This window comes from Streptacidiphilus jiangxiensis (assembly GCF_900109465.1).
In the GTDB taxonomy this organism is placed as follows: domain Bacteria; phylum Actinomycetota; class Actinomycetes; order Streptomycetales; family Streptomycetaceae; genus Streptacidiphilus; species Streptacidiphilus jiangxiensis.
The window spans coordinates 201,675-221,560 of the sequence record NZ_FOAZ01000012.1 but is presented as its reverse complement, the minus strand read 5'-3'; the positions used below and the strand labels follow the sequence as shown (position 1 = coordinate 221,560).

At 73.0% G+C, this 19,886-nt stretch carries 15 protein-coding genes and 2 riboswitches; of the genes, 9 read left to right on the top strand and 6 right to left on the bottom strand.

All coding sequences use genetic code 11. The annotated features are described in order from the left end of the window. Positions 1-39 precede the first annotated feature (39 nt). The gene (locus BMY61_RS23445; protein ID WP_052439450.1) at positions 40-2,883 is read left to right on the top strand and encodes an AfsR/SARP family transcriptional regulator; all 2,844 of its coding nucleotides are present in this window, start codon (positions 40-42) and stop codon (positions 2,881-2,883) included. A 22-nt stretch (positions 2,884-2,905) separates the two neighbouring features. Continuing rightward, positions 2,906-3,037: riboswitch (SAM riboswitch) on the top strand. Positions 3,038-3,172: 135 nt separating this feature from the next. Further along, positions 3,173-4,558, top strand: coding sequence for an aminotransferase class V-fold PLP-dependent enzyme (locus BMY61_RS23440; protein WP_042458676.1), 1,386 nt, complete (start codon positions 3,173-3,175; stop codon positions 4,556-4,558). A 31-nt stretch (positions 4,559-4,589) separates the two neighbouring features. On the opposite strand, the gene BMY61_RS23435 is transcribed toward BMY61_RS23440, so the two are convergent. Further along, a complete protein-coding gene (locus tag BMY61_RS23435; protein WP_042458673.1) occupies positions 4,590-4,871 on the bottom strand; it encodes an Lrp/AsnC family transcriptional regulator in 282 nt (93 codons plus the stop codon). A gap of 39 nt (positions 4,872-4,910) precedes the next feature. Further along, the gene (locus BMY61_RS23430; RefSeq protein WP_042458671.1) at positions 4,911-5,726 is read right to left on the bottom strand and encodes a rhomboid family intramembrane serine protease; all 816 of its coding nucleotides are present in this window, start codon (positions 5,724-5,726) and stop codon (positions 4,911-4,913) included. A gap of 126 nt (positions 5,727-5,852) precedes the next feature. Here BMY61_RS23430 and BMY61_RS23425 point away from each other — a divergent pair, with 126 nt between their 5' ends. The 6 genes from BMY61_RS23425 to BMY61_RS23400 all read left to right on the top strand — a co-directional run bounded on the left by BMY61_RS23425 (position 5,853) and on the right by BMY61_RS23400 (position 12,996). Next, positions 5,853-6,119 (top strand): hypothetical protein, encoded by a 267-nt coding sequence (locus BMY61_RS23425; protein WP_042458668.1) that lies wholly within the window; start codon positions 5,853-5,855, stop codon positions 6,117-6,119. Positions 6,120-6,241: 122 nt separating this feature from the next. Beyond that, positions 6,242-7,621 carry an NYN domain-containing protein gene (locus tag BMY61_RS23420; RefSeq protein WP_425314700.1) on the top strand — a complete coding sequence of 460 codons (1,380 nt, stop codon included), beginning with the start codon at positions 6,242-6,244 and terminating at the stop codon, positions 7,619-7,621. A gap of 179 nt (positions 7,622-7,800) precedes the next feature. Next, positions 7,801-8,841 (top strand): C40 family peptidase, encoded by a 1,041-nt coding sequence (locus BMY61_RS23415; RefSeq protein WP_042458666.1) that lies wholly within the window; start codon positions 7,801-7,803, stop codon positions 8,839-8,841. Positions 8,842-9,111: 270 nt separating this feature from the next. Then, positions 9,112-9,275, top strand: a riboswitch (cyclic di-AMP (ydaO/yuaA leader). Positions 9,276-9,285: 10 nt separating this feature from the next. Then, positions 9,286-10,335 (top strand): C40 family peptidase, encoded by a 1,050-nt coding sequence (locus BMY61_RS23410; protein WP_075004030.1) that lies wholly within the window; start codon positions 9,286-9,288, stop codon positions 10,333-10,335. 232 nt (positions 10,336-10,567) lie between these two features. Further along, positions 10,568-11,635 (top strand): C40 family peptidase, encoded by a 1,068-nt coding sequence (locus BMY61_RS23405; RefSeq protein WP_075004029.1) that lies wholly within the window; start codon positions 10,568-10,570, stop codon positions 11,633-11,635. Then, on the top strand, positions 11,635-12,996 hold the full coding sequence (locus BMY61_RS23400) for a hypothetical protein (protein WP_052439268.1): 1,362 nt from the start codon (positions 11,635-11,637) through the stop codon (positions 12,994-12,996). Before BMY61_RS23405 ends, BMY61_RS23400 begins: the two co-directional genes overlap by 1 nt. Here BMY61_RS23400 and BMY61_RS23395 read toward each other — a convergent pair. After that, positions 12,941-14,212, bottom strand: a complete 1,272-nt coding sequence (locus tag BMY61_RS23395) for a glycosyltransferase family 87 protein (protein WP_052439269.1) — start codon at positions 14,210-14,212, stop codon at positions 12,941-12,943. The two genes, BMY61_RS23400 and BMY61_RS23395, sit on opposite strands and share 56 nt — an antisense overlap. Positions 14,213-14,256: 44 nt before the next feature. Between BMY61_RS23395 and BMY61_RS23390 the strand changes: the two genes are divergently transcribed. Next, positions 14,257-15,387, top strand: coding sequence for a glycosyltransferase family 4 protein (locus BMY61_RS23390; protein ID WP_042456176.1), 1,131 nt, complete (start codon positions 14,257-14,259; stop codon positions 15,385-15,387). 117 nt (positions 15,388-15,504) lie between these two features. On the opposite strand, the gene BMY61_RS23385 is transcribed toward BMY61_RS23390, so the two are convergent. The 3 genes from BMY61_RS23385 to BMY61_RS23375 are packed head-to-tail and all read right to left on the bottom strand — an operon-like array spanning position 15,505 to position 19,876. Next, entirely contained in the window at positions 15,505-16,980 is a 1,476-nt protein-coding gene (locus BMY61_RS23385; protein WP_052439270.1) for an ArnT family glycosyltransferase, read from the bottom strand. Then, positions 16,977-18,596 (bottom strand): ArnT family glycosyltransferase, encoded by a 1,620-nt coding sequence (locus BMY61_RS23380; protein ID WP_042456178.1) that lies wholly within the window; start codon positions 18,594-18,596, stop codon positions 16,977-16,979. The genes BMY61_RS23385 and BMY61_RS23380 overlap by 4 nt, the downstream gene beginning before the upstream one ends. A gap of 38 nt (positions 18,597-18,634) precedes the next feature. After that, on the bottom strand, positions 18,635-19,876 hold the full coding sequence (locus tag BMY61_RS23375; RefSeq protein WP_042456181.1) for a glycosyltransferase: 1,242 nt from the start codon (positions 19,874-19,876) through the stop codon (positions 18,635-18,637). Between the last annotated feature and the right edge of the window lie 10 nt (positions 19,877-19,886).

Here is a 19,886-nt window from a genome sequence, read left to right as displayed (position 1 = left end):
CCTAGGTTTCTCGGCAGAAGAGCACGGCCGGGGGGAAAGATGCAGTTCAGGGTGCTGGGACCGCTGCATGCCGAGGTCGGCGGCCGGGAGTTGCCGCTCGGCGGGGCACGGCAGGAGAAGCTGCTCGCGGCCCTGCTGCTGGGCGCCAACCGGATGGTGCCGATGGACGCGCTCGTCGAGTCCGTCTGGGACGGCGACGCGCCCTCGACGGCGGTCAGGCAGGTGCAGGACCTCGTCTCACGGCTCCGTCGTGAGCTCGCGCTGGCGGGCGCGGAAGGCGATCCGCTCGGCACCGTCCGCGGCGGCTACACCCTGCGCCTGCCCACGGAGGCACTCGACCTGCTGGCCTTCGAGGAGGACCGACGGCGCGCCCAGGCGGCGGGCCGGACCGCGGAGCGGGTGGTGCTGCTGCGGCAGGCGTTGGACCGCTGGCACGGCCCCGCGCTCGCGGGCATGCCGGGACGGGCCCTGGAGCTCGACGCGGCGCGGCTGAACGACCTGCGGCTGACCGTCCGCAAGGAGTGCGTCGAGGCCGAACTGATCCTCGGGCGGCACCGCGAGCTGACCGACGAGCTGACCCTCCTGCTCCGGGAGCACCCGCTCGACGAGGAGATCGCCGAGCAGGCGATGCTCGCGCTCTACCGCAGCGGTCGGCAGAGCGAGGCGCTGGCTGTCTTCCGGCGGCTGCGCGCAGTGCTCGCCGAGGAGCTGGGGGTGGAGCCGACACCGCAACTGTGCCGTCTGCACGCCCGCATCCTCGACGCCGACCCCTCCCTCGCGCTGCCCGCACCGCCCGCCGCCGCCCCCGCTCCGGTGTCCGGCCGCGGAGTGGTGCCGCGTCAGCTCCAGGCGGACCTGGCGGACTTCACCGGCCGCGACGAGCTCGTCGCGCGGCTGGTCGCGCTGCTCTCCGGGGCGGCCGGGCCCGGCGCACCGCTGGTGCTGTCCGCGCTGGACGGCGCCGGCGGGGTGGGGAAGACCTCGCTGGCCGTGCACGTGGCGCACCGGGTGCTCGCCCATTACCCGGACGGCCAGCTCCAGGCCGACCTGCGCGGGGTGGGCGGCGCGCCGGCGGACCCGCACGACGTGCTGGCCCGGCTCCTGCGCGGGCTCGGTGTGCCGGACGGCGAGATCCCGGTGGACGCCGAGGAGCGCGCCGTGCTCTACCGCAGCATGCTGGCCGAACGCCGGGTGCTGGTCCTGCTCGACAACGTGCGCGACGCGGCACAGGTGCGACCGCTGCTGCCGGGGTCCGGCGGCTGCGCGGTACTGGTCACCAGCCGCAGCACCCTGCCGGGGCTCGACGGGGCGACCCGGCTGGCGGTCGACGTCCTGGACGAGGCGGAGGCCTTCGAGCTGTTCGTCCGGATCGTCGGCAAGGAAGCGGTGGGCGCCGAGCCGGAGGCCGTCGCCACCGTGCTGGCGGTCTGCGCCGGGCTGCCGTTGGCAATCCGGGTGGCCGGCAGCCGCCTGGTGTGTCAGCCGGGCTGGACGGTGGCGATGCTCGCCGAGCGCCTGCTCGACGAGGGTCGGTTGCTGGACGAACTGCAGGTGGAGGACCGTGCGGTGCGGACCACGCTGGCCGTCGGCTACGCGGCGCTGCCGCAGGACTCGGCGCGGCTGCTGCGGCAGCTGGGGGCCGCGCCGGGGCCGACCGTCGGCCTGCCGGCGGTGCTCGCGCTCGCGGGCGAGGACCGGACGCGGACCGAGCGGGCGCTGTGGACGCTCCTCGCCGCGCACCTGGTCGAGCCCGCCGGTCCGGCGCGCTACCGCATGCACGACCTGGTCCGGGTCTACGCCGAGGAGTTGGCCTCGGCGCGCGCCCGGGAGAGTCGTGAGGCGTTCGCCCGGCTCGCCCACTGGTACCTCTACACCGCGGACTCCGCGGCGCGGGCGGTGCTCCCCGCGCGGGCGCCGGCGGCGGACGACGGGTTCTGGGACGCGGCCGGGCGGCCGCTCCCGGCGTCCTGGCTGACCTTCGGCGATCCTGCCGAGGCGCACTCCTGGTTCGAGGCGGAGAACCGCAACCTGGTGGCGGTGGTCCACGCCTGCTCCGTGGCCTGCCTCGCGACCGAGCGTCACCTGCTGGAGCTGGCCCCGCGGCTGGTGTGGGCGTTCTGGGCGGACGTCTACACGCGGGGCGAGTACGCGCCGGAGTGGGAGACGCTCTGCGAGACCGTCGTGCGGGCCGTCGCCGACCTGGGTGACGAGGCGGCCGAGTCGAGCGTGCGCAAGACGCTCGGCATCGTGCGGCTGGCGACCGGCCGCCCCGAGGCGGCGGCCGAGCAGTTCGAGCGCAGCCGGGCGATCCGGGCCCGGCTCGGCGACGAGCCCGGCGCCCTGGCCTGCACCGTGGACCTGGCCTGCGCCTACAGCAAGATGGGCGACCACGACCGGGCGATCGCCGGCCTGGAGACCGTGCTTGCCGCGTTCCGGCGTTCCGGGGAGACCGCCAAGGTCGCCGTCGTGCTGAACAACCTCGGGGTGGCCTGCCACGTGGGCGGGCGTTCGGCGGAGGCGGTCGGCCATCTGGAGGAGTCGCTGCGCATCAAGCGGGAGCTGGGCGACGTGGCGGGTGAGGGCAAGACCCTGCAGAGCCTGGCCGAGATCCACCTCGTGGGCGGCCGAACCGGGGAGGCGCTGCGGGCCTGCGAGGAGGCGGTGCCGGTGCTGCGGCAGAGCCGGGCCAAGGAGTTGCTGGCCCTGGTCCAGGAGACGGCGGCGCGCGCCCACGCGGTGGAGGGCCGGACGGCCGAGGCGGACCGCTGCCATGCGGAGGCGGAGGCCCTGTACGTCGAGCTCGGCCCCGAGCGTGCGGCGTCGGTCCGGGCCGAGTTGGTGCGTCTTTCTCACATCGCGGGACGCCCTTCGCCCACGGAGTGAGCCTCTGGCATACTCCTGATCAGGTCACGAGTGACAGCACGCGGCGTTCGCCGCTGAAGCCCCGGCTCGCTGTCCGGCAACCCTCCGACCGTGGTGGGGTGCCTCCGGGTGACGACCAGGCCTGCGGTGAGGTGCCGCCAGGCAAGCGCGTGTCCCTCGAGGAGTTCTCCCGTGCAGAAGCGAATGCGGTAGAGGCCGTCCCGGCCTCCACATCTCCGTAGTACACCCATGCCCCCTGCCAGGCGGGGCTGTTTCGCCATACCCACGTGCAGCTTCCGGAGGTACCGCCATGTCTGTCGTCGCCCGTAATGTCACCGTTTGCCCCGATGTCCAGGTTCAGCAGCCGCTCGCCGTCCTCGGCCGAGACGTCGAGGTCCCGCTGGTCAACGGTGAGAAGGTCACCTACGCGGCCCTCGACTACGCCGCCAGCGCGCCCGCGCTGCAGCGGGTCTGGGACGACGTCGCCGCCTACGCGCCGTACTACGGCAGCGTCCACCGCGGTGCCGGGTACCTCTCGCAGCTCTCCACCGACCTGTTCGAGCAGAGCCGCGCCGCCGTCGCGGACTTCCTGGACCTGCGCGAGGACGACCAGGTCGTCTTCACCCGGGCGACCACCGACTCGCTCAACCTGCTGGCCGCCGCCCTGCCGAGCGGCACCCGCGTCTTCGCCTTCGAGACCGAGCACCACGCCTCCCTGCTGCCCTGGCCCGGCCGCGGGCTCGAGGTCGCCTACCTGCGCGCGCCGCGCTCCGTCAGCGAGGCCGTCGCCGCGCTGGACGCCGCGCTCAGCACGGCCGGCGAGGGGCCCAAGCTGGTCTGCGTGACCGGTGCCTCCAACGTGACGGGTGAGATCTGGCCGGTCGCCGAACTCGCCGCCGTGGCCCACGGCCGCGGCGCCAGGATCGTCCTGGACGCGGCCCAGCTGGCGCCCCACCACCGGGTCTCGGTGCGGGAGTTGGACGTGGACTGGGTGGCCTTCTCCGGCCACAAGCTCTACGCGCCGTTCGGTGCGGGCGTGCTGGCCGGTCGGGCCGACTGGCTGGACGCGGCCGAGCCGTACCTGGCGGGCGGCGGCGCGAGCCGCACCGTCGCGCGGCAGATCGACGGCTCGGTGGCCGTCGAGTGGCACCAGGGCCCGGCGCGCCACGAGGCCGGCTCGCCCAACGTCATCGGCGCCTACGCCATCGCCTCCGCCTGCCGGGCGCTCACCGAGGCCGGCTTCGACGCCCTGCAGGCGCGCGAGCAGCAGCTGATCGAGCGGCTGCGGGCCGGGCTCGCCGAGGTGCCCGAGGTGCGGGTGCTGACGCTGTTCGGCGAGGACCACCCGCGCGTCGGCGTGCTCTCCTTCGTGGTGCAGGGCTGGAACAGCTCGCACTTCGCCGCCGCGCTCTCGGCCGAGTACGGGATCGGCGTGCGCGACGGCCTCTTCTGCGCGCACCCGCTGGTGCGCACCCTGCTGGGCGGCGAGGAGGCGGCGCCGAGCGAGTGCGGCGCGCCGGAGCCGTCGCTGCCGGGGGAGCGCAGCCTGAACGCGATCCGGGTCAGCTTCGGCGCGGGCACGCCCGACGAGCACGTGGACCGCTTCCTCGCCGCGGTGCGGGAGCTGGTCGCGGGCGGCTCCGCCTGGTCCTACCGGACCGAGGGCGGCCGCTGCGTGCCGGACACCCGGCGCTAGTCGCCCGTCGGCGGTCGCCTCGGTCGTCCGGTCAGTCGTCCAGCCCGATGGCGAACGCGGCGTCGAGGTCGTGGGTGGAGTAGGTGCGGAACGCGACGTGCGTCTCCGTGTGCTCCACCCCGGGCACCTTGTTGACCTGACCGGGGATCACGTCCGCGAGCTCCTCGTGGGCGCGCACCCGCACGATCGCGATCAGATCCCAGCCGCCGGTGACGGAGTAGACCTCCGTCACGCTCTCCAGCGCCGCGATCTGCTCGGCGATCTCGGGGATCTTGTCGACGCTGGACTTGACGAGGACGATGGCGGTGATCACGGGGTCTCCTGTCGCGCGCGAGGGCCTGCGTCTCACATGCTAGGCCCTGGCCCGTCGGGGCACTCGGCCGCGGACCGAGCCGACGATCCGGCGGGCGCCGCCGCGCCACAGCAGCCAGGCGAAGGCGAAGCCGCCGGTGAAGCCGATCAGATGGGCGGCGTAGGCGATGCCGGGCGTCGACGGGTCGGTGGCGCGGACGGAGAGCCACTGCACCGCGAACCAGAACCCGAGGACGAGCCAGGCCGGGAAGCGCAGCGGCAGGAAGAGCAGCAGCGGGATCAGGCTGGTGATCCGCGCCCGGGGATACAGGCACAGGTACGCCCCCAGCACGCCCGCGATCGCCCCGGAGGCGCCGACGAGCGTCTGCGTCGCCTGCGGGCTGCCCGACTCGAACAGGGCGTAGCCGTACGTCGCGAGGTAGCCGAGCGCGATGTAGAAGAGCAGGAAGGCCAGCGGGCCGACCCGGCGCTCCACCATGGCGCCGAAGACGAAGAGGAAGACCATGTTGCCCGCCAGGTGCAGCCAGCCGCCGTGCACGAACATGGCGGTCAGCACCGACAGCGCCGGGATCTTCGGCAGGCCGCCGGCCGGCGCGCAGTGGTGCAGGTGCGAGAGCCGGGCGGACAGCGGCGAGTTGGTCAGCAGCTCGGCCGGGATCACGCCCCAGCGGTGGTAGTAGAGCGTCTGCGCGCAGGCCGCGGACGCGCCGGAGCCGTAGAAGGGGTCCAGCCCCGAGACCGGGCCGATGACGAAGACGACCACGCACAGCGCGATGAGCGAGCAGGTCACCAGCGGTAGGTACGGAACGGGACGGGGCAGACGCGTCGAGTGGCCCTGGGCCGCGAGGGTGACCATGGACGAAGCATTCCTTCTCGGGACGAATCTGACACCCGCCCACTGGGGCGTGTGGGGGACCGTGCCCGCGCCAGGTCGTGAGGCCATAGGGTTTCCGGGTAGAGACAACGACGAGAGGATCTCGCCATGGCCGTTCCGCTGCCCACCGAGGCGACCAGATGGCGCTGCACGCTCTGCGGCAATCTGACCCGTTTCGACGTCACCCGGTCCTCCCGGGTCGTCGAGTTCGTCCACCTGGACCTGGCGGGGGAGCCGAGCGTGGAGGAGCGCGAGGTGCTGAGCGAGACGGTCGAGTCGGTGCGCTGCCGCTGGTGCAACGCCGTGGACCAGATCGAGCTGGTGGACCGCCCGGGCGCGGCCGCTGAGGCGGCGGAGCAGGCCAAGCGCGCCTGAGCGCGCCTGAGCGCGACAGTGATCGTGGCGGATTGAACGGCGGGGGGCGGCAACGGGGACAATGGCTCTCCAGGTGACGAGGGACCGGGGCCTGGGGAGCACGGCGGATCGGAGCGGGAGACGTGGAGCAGCGAGACCAGGCGCCGACGCCGGAGGACGGCGTGGACGGTGCCCTGGGCGGCGACGGCGCCGAGGCGCTGGAGCGGCCGCTGCCCGAGGGGGTGCGCAAGCGCGTGGTCGGCATCGCCGCCGACGCCCTCGGCGCGTTCACCGCTGCCGAACTGCCCGCCCGGCTGCGCCCCTACGTCAAGTTCACCCGTGAGGCCCGGGTCAAGCGCGGCGCCACCGCGATCGCCGCGGCGTTGGAGACCGAGCCGGGCTTCCGGTCACGGATAGCGGAGCGGGTCCGGCAGGGCCAGCCCGACCTGGTGGCGGCGCTGGAGGGCGGTACCGTCCCCGCTGCCGCCGATCCGCAGGACGTGGCCGCCGCCGCGTACCTGCTGCGCACCCCGGGCTGGACCAGGATCGTCGGCGAGGCCGGGGACGAGGTCGAGCGCGCCGAGCACGAGGGCGCGGCGGCGGAGTCGGCCCGGCTGGCGGACAAGCTCCAGGAGGAGCTGGCGACGCTCCGGGCCGCCGCCCGTACGGACGCCGAGCGGGCCAAGGCCGAGCTGGAGACCCTCAAGAAGGAGAGCGACAGCCTGCGCCGTCAGCTGCGCTCGCTCTCCGCCGACACCAAGCGCGCCGAGGCGGCCACCCGCAAGGCCGTGGCCGAGCTCGAGGCGCTGCGCGCCACGGGGGCCACCGAACGTGGCGCCCAGGACAGCGAGGTACGTCGGCTCAAGCACCGGGTGGGTGAGCTGGAGACGGCTCTGGAGGCGTCCCGGCGAGCGGTGCGCGAGGGCCGCTCCACGGAGGAGATGCGGCTTCGGCTGCTGCTGGACACCGTGGTGCAGGGCGCCCAGGGGCTGCAGCGGGAGCTGGGCCTCGCGCCGCTCAGCGGCCGTCCGGCCGACTCGGTGGAGGCGGTGGCCCCGGTGACGGCCTCCCCGCACGACGTGGCCCGGCGCGCCATCGAGGGCGACGACCCGGCCCTGCTGGACCAGCTCCTCGAACTGCCGCAGGTGCACCTGCTGGTGGACGGGTACAACGTCACCAAGACCGGCTGGCCGGACATGCCGTTGGACCGTCAGCGCCAGCAGCTGACGCGCGGGCTCGGTCTGCTGGCCGCGCAGACCGGCGCGGAGATCACCTGTGTCTTCGACGGCAAGGACCTGGACGGCCCGATCCCGATGGCGCCGCCGCCGCGCGGCGTGCGGGTGCTGTTCAGCCGGACCGGGGAGACGGCCGACGAGCTGATCCGCCGTCTGGTGCGGGCCGAGCCGGAGGGCCGGCCGGTCGTCGTGGTCTCCACCGACCGCGAGGTCGCGGACGGGGTGAAGGCCGCGGGCGCGCGCCCGCTGCCCTCCTCGATGCTGCTGCGCCGGCTCGTGCGGTCGTGATCGACCGGCGTGATCGACAAACCCTCCGGATCTTGAGGGTTTGTTAAGAGAGCCGGCCGGAACCCCCACGGGGGGAGACAAGCGACCCTGTGCTCACTATTCTCATCGCTCAACGCCCGCACTCGCGTTCCCTTTTCGTACCTGCGGGCGTTTCCGTGTGCGAAGGGACTGCATCCGTCGTGGCTTCTCACCGCCGGCCCCGCGAGGTCAGCCGTGCCCGTGTCTCCGTGATGACGGCAGCCGCCGCCACCCTGGTGGCGATCTCGGCCCAGACCGCCGCCCAGGCCGCCCCGGCGATCTCCGTCAAGGACGCCAAGAGCCAGGTCGACGCGGACCGCCAGGATGCCGCGACCAAGACCGAGCAGTGGAACCAGGCGCACACCCAGCAGATGGCGCTCCAGTCGCGCGTGGCGATCCTCCAGGACGAGGTCGCCCGCCAGGAGGCACAGATCAACACGGAGCTGGACCAGCTCGGGCAGATCGCCAGCGCGCAGTACGCGGGCGGCGAGATCGACCCGACGCTGCAGCTGATGCTCTCCAGCTCGCCGGACGCCTTCCTGCAGAAGGCCGCCTCGCAGGACGAGCTCACCAGCAACCAGGCCGGACTGCTCCAGGAGCTGGTCGCCCAGGAGAAGACCCTCCAGCGGGAGAAGGCGGAGGCGACCACCGAGCTCCAGCAGGAGCAGCAGCTGCTCGGGCAGATGAGCCAGGCCAAGTCCGAGGCGCTGGCGAAGCTCAAGCACGCCCAGTCCGTCCTGGACGGGCTGACCCCGGCTCAGCAGGTCGCCGTCAACGGCGGCGGGGGCGGCGGCTACGGCTCGGTCTCCAGCAGCGGCTACACCGGCAACATCGACCTGACCGGCATATCCTCCACCGCCCGCACCGCGATGCTGGCCGCGATGAGCCGCATCGGCAAGACCCCCTACCTCTGGGGTGGCTCGACCCCGGCGGGGATGGACTGCTCGGGCCTGGTGATGTGGGCCTACGCCCAGGCCGGCGTCTCGCTGCCGCACTCCTCCTACGCCGACGAGAACGTCGGCACCTACGTGCCGTCCCTCGCGGACGCGCAGGTGGGCGACATCATCGTGATGGAGAACGGCGGCCACGTGGGCCTCTACGCCGGCCACGGCATGCTCCTCAACGCCCCCGAGTACGGGTACGACGTGTCGGTTCAGCCGATGAGCTACTTCGGTGGGATCGTGGCGATTCGCCGGATCTGACACGCCGACGGGCCTGTGAAGACTCTCACAGCTCCCGTACGGAGAGCGATGGAATGACCGAATTCTCCCTCATGTCGTCGGCGCCCGGTCAGATTCCGACTACGGAGCGTTGATCCTCTGACGCCGTGTCGAAAGTGACGGAAGTTTTTTCTGACAAGGATTTGAACCGATCACGGTTGGGTTACTAGGGTCACTCATCGAACCGCCGTGCGGTCGTTCACCCATCCAGGGTGGCAACGGTGGTCACCGTCGAGTTCGACGTCATGGCCGTCAGGGGGAGGGCCACTTCGTCGGAGCCGGGGAACCAATGGTTCCCGGGGTGAATCGACGCCAGGGGCGGGCCGGTGCGACTCCGGGCCGAGTGAGGCGTCGTAGGACCTGCTTCCTGGTCCGAACCCGTCAGCTCACCCGGTAGGCGGACGTAGGAAGAAGGAGATCGCCCTCGTGGCGTCCCATCGTCGTCCCAAGTCTCCCAGCCGCGCCCGGATGTCCGTGCTCACGGCCGCAGCCGCCACCGCCGTCGCGGTGTCCGCGCAGAGCGCGCAGGCCGCCCCGAAGCCGACCACGGACCAGCTCCGCTCCCAGCTCCAGCAGCTGAACACCGAGGCCGACCAGGCGGTCCAGAAGTACGACCAGTCCCAGGAGCAGCTCCAGCAGCAGCAGACCAAGGTCAGCGGCCTCCAGGACCAGATCGCCCGCAGTCAGGCCGACGTCAACACGCGCCTGGAGCAGCTCGGCGAGATCGCCAACCAGCAGTACGCGACCGGTCAGGTCGACCCGACCGTCCAGCTGCTCCTCTCGGCCACCCCGGACGACTACCTGAGCAAGGCCTCCTCGCTCGGTCAGCTGACGTCCAACCAGGCTTCCGCGATCTCGCAGCTGCAGGCCGAGGAGCAGAAGCTCGACGGCCAGAAGTCCCAGGCGGAGCAGACGCTCCAGCAGATGGACGCCACCACCAAGCAGCTGGCCGCGCAGAAGGCCGAGGCGCAGAAGAAGGTCCAGCAGACCCAGGCGCTGCTCGACTCGATGACCGCCGCCCAGCGCGCCGCCGTCGTCAACGGCGGCAGCAGCTCCGGTGGCGCCGCGAGCCGCGGCTCCAGCCGTCCGCCGCTGGCGGGTGGCAGCGGCAGCAGCAAGGCCGGCGACTCCGTCGAGGCCGCCGCGTTCGCCGCCGCGCAGACCCGTCTCGGCCTGCCCTACGTCTACGGCGCGACCGGCCCGGACTCCTTCGACTGCTCGGGTCTGATGCAGTGGGCCTACGCCCAGGCGGGCGTCTCGCTGGGCCGCACCACCTACGACCAGATCAACGACGGCACCCCGGTGAACTCGACCGCGGACCTGCAGGTCGGCGACCTGATCTTCTTCAACAACGACAGCCACGTCGGCATGTACGCGGGCAACGGCATGGTGCTGCACGCCCCGCACACCGGCACTGTCGTCAAGTACGAGCGCCTGGACTGGATCGGCTCCATCTACGCGATGCGTCACCTCTGATCGCCGCGATCCTCCGAGGTCCCCGAGCCCGCCGTCGAACACCGACGGCGGGCTCGCGCGTTCACTCCGTCGGGTGCAATCCCGCGTCGCCCACGGGGGCGTGTCGAGGGCTTCGCACGCCGTCCGTCTCGGTGACGACCTGCGGATTGGTTCAGATGCGCGGTTTTCGTGGGGATTTTTCAGCTCCTGGGAGCTTGGACTGCTTCTGTCCCACTCGCTAGCGTCTCCGCTCGTGGCTTCCCATCGACGAGGCAGACGCCTCGGCCCCTCCGTGCTCTCCCGGGCCGCCGTCACCGTGGCCGCCGCGACCGCCGCGGTGCTGACCGCGCAGAGCGGCGCCGAGGCGCAGCCGGGGCCGGCCGGCGGCGCCGGCAGCAGCAGCCCGGACGAGGTGCGTCGGCAGGTCGACGCGCTCTACGCCCAGGCGGAGACGGCCGGTCAGCGCGCCGCCGGCGCCCAGGAGCAGCAGGCCGCGCTGCAGCGCCGGGCCGCGCTGCTGGAGCAGCGGCTCGCCGAGGAGCAGCAGCAGGCCAACGACGTCGCGGCGCAGCTCGGCGCGCTCGCGCGGTCCGAGTACGAGCAGGGCGGCACCATCGACCCGGTCGTGCAGCTGCTGCTCAGCGCCCATCCGGCGGACTACCTCGACCGCGCCGCCGGGCTCGGGCAGGTCGACTCCGACGTCGCCGCCCACCTCGCGGAGCTGCGCTACGACGAGCGACGGGTGCAGCGCGACAGCACCGCCGTCACCGAGCAGCTGGACGGGCTGGAGCGGCTGCGCCACTCGATCACCACCGACAAGGCCGACGTGCAGCGGCGCCTGGGCCGCGCGCAGGCGCTGCTGGGCAGCCTGACGGCCAACCAGCGGGCCTTCCTGCAGCAGCAGGAGGACGACGCCGCGCAGGCCGCCGCCGCGGTCGCGGACCAGCCGCTGCCCGCCGACGACGGGCCCACGAGCGCCCGCGCGGCCGCCGCGCTGGCGGCGGCCCGCGCCGCCCTGGGCCAGCCGTACGTGTACGGGGCGACGGGTCCGGGCTCCTTCGACTGTTCGGGTCTGATGTACTGGGCCTGGCGGCACGGCGGGGTGTCGCTGCCGCGGACCTCCCAGGAGCAGGCCTTCGCTGGGCGGCGCGTCCCGCTCTCCGAGGCCCGTCCGGGGGACATCGTGGTGTATTACCGAGACATGCACCATGTCGGCATGTACGCCGGGAACGGCATGATCATCCACGCTCCCTACCCGGGTGCCCGGGTCCGCTACGAGAGTGTCAACGACATGCCGGTCGTCGCGGTGGTCCGCCCCTGATGGCGCGCGGATCCATAGACCGGAGCGGCGCGGGCGCGGGCCTCAGCCGCAGACGGGTCCTGCTCTACGGGGCCGGGGTCGCGGTCGCCGGGATCGGCGGCACGACCGCGTGGCAGGCCTGGGCCGACGCGGTCGACGACGAGCGCGAGGACCGCCGGGCCCGGGCCGCGGGCGTGCAGGCGGCCCTCGACGCCCGGACGGTCGCGATCCGCGCCCGGGACGCCCGCGCCCTGGCCGCGACGCTCGCCCCGAGCGCCCCGGCCGACCTGGTGCGGCGCCAGCACGAGCTGCTCGCCAACCTCGCCCAGGTGCCGCTGGCGCAGTGGAGTTACCGCGTCCTCTCGCTCGACGCCTACCCCCTGCCTCCGGCACTGGAGGCGGGCGGGGGAGCGGGGGAGCGCGCTGCGGTCGCCGCGGAGCTCGACTACCGCCTCGCCGGCTTCGACGAGCAGGCGATGACGGCCACCCAGTACCTCACCTTCGAGCGCGGCGGCGACGGCACCTGGCGGCTCGCCGCCGACCGGGACCACGACGGCGGCGACGTGCTGCTGTGGGACCTCGGACCGGTGCGCGTGGTGCGCGGCCGCTACAGCCTGGTGCTCGGGCTGCGCGACCAGGCCAGCCTGGCCGCGCTGGGCGCGGAGGCGGACCAGGCCGTGCCGGCCGTCAGCGGCGTCTGGGGCGGCGGCTGGGGGCAGCGGACGGTGCTGCTCGCGCCGCAGACGGCCGACCAGTTCGGCACCCTGCTCGGCGCCGACCCCTCCGCCTTCGCGGGTATCGCCGCCGTCTGCACCGGCGAACTCGGCGCGGCCGACGGGCGCCGCACGGACCGGATCACCGTCAACCCCGACGCATGGGACGGCCTCAGCGCGCTCGGCCGCCGCGTCGTGATCACCCACGAGACCACCCACGTCGCCACCCGCACCCTGACCGAGTCGTGGACGCCCCGCTGGCTCTCCGAGGGCGTCGCCGACTGGACCGGCTACCTCGGTACCGGCCGGACCCCGGCGCAGACCACCCCTGAGCTCGCCGCTGCCCTGACCGCCGCCGGGCCCGGGGCGGCCCGCCTGCTCGCGTCCCTGCCGCGCGACTCCGCCTTCGACGGCGGCGCGCCCGGCACGGCCCTGCAGCAGGCCTATCAGAAGGCCTGGTTCGCCTGCCGTACGGTCGTCGACCGGTACGGGCAGGCGAAGCTCGTCGCCCTCTACGCCGCGGTGGCGGCCGAGGGCGCCGCCGGGAAGCTCGGCCAGGACGCCGTCGTGGACCGGGCCCTTCGCCGCACCCTCGGCGTCGGCACCGACACCTTCACCGCACAGTGGCGGTCGGACGTGCTGTCGGCACTGGGGGCTGCTGCGCGGTAGCCGTCCGCGCGGTGGCGACGACGGCCGCGTCCTCGGGCCCGGCCCGCCACAACCGGACGCAGGCCACCAGCGCGGCCGCGACCAGCAGCAGGTCGCGCGCCGAGATCAGCGAGGTGCCCAGCACCGAGCGCTTCACCAGCTCGCCGAACCAGAGCGGGAACTCCAGGAAGGTCAGCGGCGCGGCCACGGCCAGCATCCAGGCCACCGGCCTTATCCGGGTGTCCGGCACGGTCAGCGCGACCGCCGCCGCGCCGAGCAGCCAGATCAGGTACTGCGGGCTGATCACCCGGCTGGTGACGGTGAACAGCAGCACCGCCGTCAGCGCCGCGTCCGCCGTCGTGGCGGCGGTCCACACCCGGTGGCGCAGCCGCCACAGCAGCAGGAACCCGAAGGCCAGCACGGTCAGCCCGATCATGGCGTAGCCGATGACGCGCACGTCGCGGCCCAGGAACTCCAGTGAGCCGTAGTGCATCTGCGCGCGGCCCCAGTGGAGGCCGGCCAGTGAGGCGAAGTAGAACGGCAGCGCGCCCAGCGACTCGATCTCCACGCCGCGCGAGCCCTGGAAGCCCAGGAACGAGAAGGCGCCATGGGTGGTCACCGCCACGGCGAAGCAGACCGCCGCGCAGGTCGCCGCACAGGCGAGCCACGACCGCCGGGCCGCCCGGTCACGCGGGGCGGCGCCGATGAGCACCAGCACCGGCCAGACCTTCAGTATCGCGCCGAGCCCTGCCAGCACCCCCGCCAGGCGCGGCCGGGCGACCAGCGCGAGGGTCGCCGCGATCGCGACCGCGGTGACCACCAGGTCGAACCGGCAGTAGACGGTCGGCCCGACGAGCGGGACCGCCACCACCCACAGCCAGGCCGCGGTCGGCCGCCCTCCGGGCCGGTGCCGCCGCTCGGCCCGGACCAGCAGGTGCAGCGCCGCCGCGTCGCACAGCACCAGCAGCGTGAGAAAGGCGGTGAAGTAGGAGCCGGGCAGCCACAGCGGCAGCAGCATCACCAGCCCCGCCAACGGCGGGTACTGCCAGGTGACGTCGTCCATCGGGTAGGTTCCGGTGCGCAGCACCTCGGCCCAGCCCTGGTAGATCACCTTCACGTCGCTGGTGACATCCACGTGGGGCACTTTCAGCGCGCCGAGCACCAGTATGAGCAGCACGGCCCGGCCGACGGTCCAGCCCGCCCACACACGCACAATGCCGCTGGTCTCGAGGCGCATTGCCATATCGTACGGATCGGACAGTGCCGTACCGAGGTAGGCCAGTGAACAAGACCCTGATCGTCACCAACGACTTCCCGCCGCGCCAGGGCGGGATCCAGACCTTCGTGCACAACATGGCGCTGCGTCTGCCCGCCGACCGGCTCGTCGTCTACGCCTCCACCTGGCGTGACGGCAGCGAGGTGCGGAAGTTCGACGCCGAGCAGCCCTTCGAGGTCGTCCGCGACCGCACCACGATGCTGCTGCCGACTCCGAGAGTGACCCGCCGGGCGGCGGAGCTGCTGCGCGCACACGGCTGCTCCTCGGTCTGGTTCGGCGCGGCCGCGCCGCTGGGACTGATGGCGCCGACGCTCCGCCGCGCGGGCGCGGAGCGGATCGTCGGCATGACGCACGGCCACGAGGCCGCCTGGGCGCAGCTGCCGGGCTCGCGGCAGCTGCTGCGCCGGATCGGCGCCGGCACGGACACGCTGACCTACCTCGGCGAGTACACCCGCTCCCGGATCGCCGCCGCGGTGGGCCCGCAGGCGGCGGCCCGGATGGTGCAGGTACCGCCGGGCGTCGACGAGCGGACCTTCCACCCCGCGTCGGGCGGTGACGCCGTCCGCGCCCGACTGGGCCTGACCGACCGGCCCGTCGTCGTCTGCGTCTCCCGCCTGGTGCGGCGCAAGGGCCAGGACACCCTGATCCGCTCCTGGCCGAGCGTGCTGCGCCGGTTCCCCGACGCGGTCCTGCTGATCGTCGGCGGCGGCCCCTACCGTGCCGACCTGGAGAAGCTGGCCGCCGAGACGGGCGTGGCCTCCTCCGTCGTCTTCACCGGCCCCGTGCCGTGGGAGGAGTTGGCGGCGCACTACGGCGCGGGCGACGTCTACGCGATGCCGTGCAGGACCCGCCGCGGCGGGCTGGACGTCGAGGGCCTCGGCATCGTCTACCTGGAGGCCTCCGCGACGGGCCTCCCGGTCGTCGCCGGCGACTCCGGCGGCGCGCCGGACGCGGTCCGCGAGGGCGAGACGGGCTACGTCGTCCCGGGCCGGGACCGCGGCGAGCTCGCGGAGCGGCTGGTCGAACTGCTGGGGGACGAGTCGCTGCGCGCGCGGATGGGCGCGGCGGGCCGCAGGTGGGTGGAGGAGGCCTGGCGCTGGGACCTCCTGGCGGAGCGCCTCGAGGGACTCCTGTAGTTGCACCAACCAGGGGCGCGAGGAACTGCGCGAGTCACCACCCAGCGGATGGCCCTGTTGCTGGGGGACCATCTGCTCGTCGGTGGCTTGTCGCGCAGTTCCTCGCGCCCCTGCTGGTTACACCCTCTGCCAAATGTCGTACGTCTGCGTTCCATGGGAGGTCTTCCCCGGCACGCTCGCGAGCAGCCGGTACCCCGCCGGGTCGGCCTTCAGCGCCGCCTTCAACTGGCGGTCCAGCGCGGCCGTCGGGCCGTAGTCCAGGACGACCAGGTTGAAGTACCCGTCGCGGATCGCCGCCTGGTAGGCCGGCAGGCCCGTCAGGGACTTGTACTGGAAGTAGTACGTCGTCAGCCACTGGAAGGGCTCGGTCCGGGCGGCTAGGTAGTAGCGGGGGATCTCGTTCTCCTCCACCAGGTAGCGCTGGTCCGTTCCCAGCCCGACCAGGGGCCGCAGCGCGGCCACCTCGCCGGAGGAGTCCGGCCAGCCGCCGTACATGGGGGCGACGGCGTGGTTCGCGTAGAACGCCAGCAGGACGCAGACGCCCAGCGCGAAGCCCGGCAGCGCGCGAGCGCGGGAGGCACCCAGCCGCGCGGCCGAGGCGAGGCCCAGGCCGGCCACAGGGGCGGCGAAGAGGAGCCCGAAGCCGATGTGCTTGTGGAGCGAGACGGACGTGCCCAGGTGCGCCTGGTAGAGCGTGGCGAAGGCCGCAGTCACGGTCAGCGCGCCCGCGAGCAGGGTGGCCGGTACCCTGCGCGACTGCGTCCTCGCGGCGAAGCCGACGCCGACGACGGCGAGGACCGCGATCCAGCCGCCCCAGACCGCGGACAGCCGCAGGATGTTGGAGAGCGGTTCGGCGCCGGCCGCGCGGTTGACGGTGGTCTGCTCCAGGCCCTGCCGCAGCGAGGGCCAGGCCACCAGCGCGACCCAGGCGAGCGCCGCCGTTGCCGCGGCCAGCAGTACGCCCCGCACGCAGGCACGCCGCCAGGTGCCGCCCGCCGCGGGGACGACGAGGAGGGCCACGGCCACGACGGTCGGCAGGTAGAGCGCGGAGGCGTACTTCGTCGCGGCGGCCAGCACCAGCACCGGGGCGGCCATCAGCGCCCACGCCGGGTTGGCCCGCGCCGTCCGCACGACCAGCCACAGCGCCGCGGCCAGCAGGAAGACGCACATCGCGTCGTACGTGGCGAGGCGGCTCATGAACAGCGTCGGCGCGGAGACGCCGAACAGCGCCGCGGCGACGGCGGCCGAACGGCGGCCGTACAGCCGACGGGCCGTCATCCACACCAGCGCCGTGGCGCCGACCATGAACAGCAGGCTGAGCGCCCGTGCGCCCTCCAGGCCCAGCGCGCTGTCGACCAGCGCGGCCAGCACGGGGTAGAGGAAGGGCGCGCCGGAGAAGTAGGAGGAGTAGGTGTCGTAGGTCGGGGTGTGGTGGAGCAGGAAGTCCAGCTCGCGGTGGCCCGCGTACAGGTAGAGCGCCTCGTCCTCGAACGCGGTGTTGGTGAGCAGGTAGGCGAGGGCGATCTGCAGGGCCAGGACGGCGAGCAGGGGCGCGCGGTCGCGGAGCGCGGCGCGCACGGCGGTGGGGTTCACTGCCCGCCTCCTGCCTGCGGGTTGTCCGTCCGGCCGGTCTTGTCCACGCGAAGGATGTCGATCTCCTGGGTTCCGGTGCCGAACCTGGCCACGACCACGGAGTGCTCCATCGCGGCGCGGACGGTCGGCAGGCCGTTGGGGTCCTCACGGATGATGGAGGAGGAGACGACGTAGTCGATGTCCTTCCAGCCGTGCGGGAGGGTTCGGGTGACGGCGGGGTCGAGGTCGACCTTGTAGAACCAGATCGCGCCGAGCCCCGGTCGGAAGCCCTGGGCGACCAGGTCGGGCCACATCGCGTCGTCGGAGACGATGCGGACGTGCGGCTTGTCGGCGACGTTGGCCTTGATCCAGGCGGAGGCCTGGCTGTACTCGGTGTTGCTGTAGGCGGTGTCGGCGGTCTCGTCGCCGGTCTCCCAGTGCGGGGCGACCAGTCCGGCCACGATCACCGCGCAGAAGGCCAGGACGTTGCGGGACTGCGGAAGCCACGCCGAGACCCGCCCGGTGAGGAACTGACGGGCGATCGCGTCCGCGACGCCGGCCGTGCACAGGGCGAAGAACGGCAGCGCCTGGAGCACGTACATGGCGGGCAGGTAGCCGCCGGGGCGGCAGGCCACGATCACCAGCAGCAGCGAGGCCACCGCGACCTCGCGCAGGCGTTTCACCAGCAGCGCCAGCAGGGTGCAGCCGACGCCGACGACGAGGATCACCGGGTCGCGGACCACCCACCAGTGCAGCGTCATGTTGGTGACCGAGCCGCTCTGCAGGATCCAGCCCGAGTTGCCGCCCCGGCCGAGCTGGAACTGGAGCGCGCCGATCAGCGAGTTGTGGTCCGGGCCGGGGAGGAGCTCGCCCTTGAGCGTGGCGTAGAGCAGGTACTGGAAGCTCAGCAGGACGAAGCTCATGGCGAAGCCGACCAGGCTGAAGATCCGCGTCGAGCGGTGGGAGCCGCGCCACAGGGCCAGCGCCAGGGCCGGCAGCGTGATGATCATCGTCTCCTTGGAGAGCACCGAGACGCCCGCGCACACGCCCGCGGCGATGTGGTGCCACAGGTGCCTGCGCCGTGACAGCGCGAAGGCGAAGGCGGCCAGCATCCACGGCACGGCGAAGTTGTCGAGGTAGATCTCCCGCTGCATGGTCACCGAGAGCGGCGAGAGCCCGAAGACCACCATGGCCAGCGCCGCCGCCCAGCGGGGCAGGTCGATCCGGCGCGCCACCACGTAGACCAGCGACGCGGCGACCGCGGTGACCGGCACCATGATGACGCGCGCCTGCATGACCACGTTCATGCCGTGGTCGAACAGGGCGGGGATCCACGACAGCGCGGCGATCTGCAGCCAGCCCAGCGGCGGGTGGTCGTACCAGTAGCTGTAGTGGGCCAGCGCCCCCTCGTGCTGGACCGCCCACGCCTGGGCCAGGTAGGTGCCCTCGTCGTCGCTGACGGTCGGGAAGTTGCCGATGTTGACGGCCTGGACCAGGACGATCACCAGCAGGATCGGCAGCGCGACCACCAGGTCGGGCCGGGACGCCGCCCAGCGCGTCAGGCGCCCGCGTGGCGGTGCGGCGGCGGGCTGCTCGGCGGGCGGGTGTGTGACGACGGCCTCGACGACAGACGTCATCGCGGATTTCCCCCCTCAGGAACGTGCATGAGTGTGTGTCAGCCCTCGGCCAGGTGTGCGCCGACGTGCCGGGTCAGCTCCCAGTCCTTGCGGCCGCGCAGCTCGCGCCAGACCGCGCGCAGCGCCGCGCCCGCCAGGATCAGCTGGTAGAACGGTGCCCCCAGCAGCAGCTTCAGGTAGTGGCCGAACCGGATCCGCAGCTGGTACTGCTTGCCGAAGTCGTGCAGGCCGACCACCTCGAACGCGGTCATCGCCGCCATCGGCACCAGCGGCGAGAAGGAGACGAGCGCGACCGCGACCGGCACCTCGGCGACGAACGCCAGCCCCACGCCGGCCAGCAGCGCGAGCCCCGACAGCGCCTGGATGAAGGGCGTCGCCAGCGTGTAGCGGGCCAGCATCCGCTGACGCAGCGACGGCAGCCGCTTCCAGTCCTTCTTCCGGTACACCTGCAGGAAGCCCTGGTTCCAGCGGGTGCGCTGCTTGAACAGGGAGACCACCGAGTCCGGGGTCTCCTCGCGGGTGACCATCTCCGAGTCGTAGGCGACGACGACCTTGGCACCCTGGCTGGACAGCCGCACGCCCAGGTCGCAGTCCTCCGCCAGGCAGGCCTCGTCCCAGCCTCCGTTGCGCCGCAGCAGCTCGGTGCGGACGAAGACGGTGTTGCCGCCGAGCGGGATGAAGCCCTTCTCGGCGTGCAGGTGCAGCCGCGAGCGGAACCAGAAGAAGTACTCCAGGCAGTTGCGCAGGCTGTACCAGCTGGAGTGGAAGTTGATCAGCTGCACGCCGCCCTGGACGACGTCGGCGCCGGTGTCGCGGAACGCGTGGTCGACGTGGGCGAGCAGTTCCGGGTGCACCTGGTCCTCGGCGTCGAAGACGCCGACGACGTCGCCGCGGCAGGCGGGCAGCGCGTTGTTGAGCGCTTTCGGCTTGTTCTTCTTCTCGTGGTGGTCGGTCACCACGCTGACCAGCCGCGGGTGTTCGGCGGCGAGCCGGTGGGCGACGGCGGCGGTGTCCGGGTCGTCGTGGCCGACGATGACGATCACCTCGTAGTCGAGGTGCGTGGATTCCAGCAGCCGCAGCACGGTGTGCTCCAGCACCTCCTGTTCGTGCCGCGCGGGCACGAGCAGCGAGAACGCGAGCGCGCCGGTGTCGTCCGGAGCGCCGAAGCGGGTGCCGGCGAGCGTCTCCGGTGTGCGCCACGCGTGCAACATCCACCACAGGGTGAAAACGGCGACCCAGAACAACGCGAGCGAGCACACCACGATGAACGCGGAAATCATTGAAGTCCCT

What these genes read in the sequence shown, in the direction of transcription:
- BMY61_RS23375 (WP_042456181.1), bottom strand. Translation starts at nt 19,876, where the DNA reads ATGATTTCCGCGTTCATCGTGGTGTGCTCGCTCGCGTTGTTCTGGGTC.
- BMY61_RS23395 (WP_052439269.1), bottom strand. Translation starts at nt 14,212, where the DNA reads ATGCGCCTCGAGACCAGCGGCATTGTGCGTGTGTGGGCGGGCTGGACC.
- BMY61_RS23440 (WP_042458676.1), top strand. Translation starts at nt 3,173, where the DNA reads ATGTCTGTCGTCGCCCGTAATGTCACCGTTTGCCCCGATGTCCAGGTT.
- BMY61_RS23425 (WP_042458668.1), top strand. Translation starts at nt 5,853, where the DNA reads ATGGCCGTTCCGCTGCCCACCGAGGCGACCAGATGGCGCTGCACGCTC.
- BMY61_RS23400 (WP_052439268.1), top strand. Translation starts at nt 11,635, where the DNA reads ATGGCGCGCGGATCCATAGACCGGAGCGGCGCGGGCGCGGGCCTCAGC.
- BMY61_RS23430 (WP_042458671.1), bottom strand. Translation starts at nt 5,726, where the DNA reads ATGGTCACCCTCGCGGCCCAGGGCCACTCGACGCGTCTGCCCCGTCCC.
- BMY61_RS23445 (WP_052439450.1), top strand. Translation starts at nt 40, where the DNA reads ATGCAGTTCAGGGTGCTGGGACCGCTGCATGCCGAGGTCGGCGGCCGG.
- BMY61_RS23380 (WP_042456178.1), bottom strand. Translation starts at nt 18,596, where the DNA reads ATGACGTCTGTCGTCGAGGCCGTCGTCACACACCCGCCCGCCGAGCAG.